The 328-nt window shown below is 25.9% G+C and carries 1 protein-coding gene; it reads left to right on the forward strand.

All coding sequences use genetic code 11. From position 1 onward, the window contains the following. Window positions 1-328: polysaccharide biosynthesis C-terminal domain-containing protein (locus KGF65_RS16895; protein WP_216788277.1), on the forward strand; the 328-nt coding region annotated here is incomplete at both ends.

The raw sequence follows: 328 nt of genomic DNA on the forward strand, positions 1-328 counted from the left end.
TAAATATTTTAGCAAACTATGTTTTAATTAGATTATTAAATGTGAATGGTGCAGCGATTGCAAGTGTTATATCAGAATTAGCAATTGCTGGTATTCAATTATGGATGATTAGAAAGTCTATTGTTGTTAATAAATTGTTAAGTAGTTTTTGGAAATACCTACTAAGCGGAGTAGTAATGTTCTTAGTTGTATTTATTATTAATTCTCATATGACAATGAATATATTTTCTTTAGTGGTACAGATGATAACGGGAATGCTGATTTATATTGGATTACTTTTTATATTAAAAGCACCAATTATAAAGCAAGCTTATCTAGTTTTTAAAAA

This window comes from Lactiplantibacillus sp. 30.2.29 (assembly GCF_018991255.1).
Classification (GTDB): Bacteria; Bacillota; Bacilli; order Lactobacillales; family Lactobacillaceae; genus Lactiplantibacillus; species Lactiplantibacillus pentosus.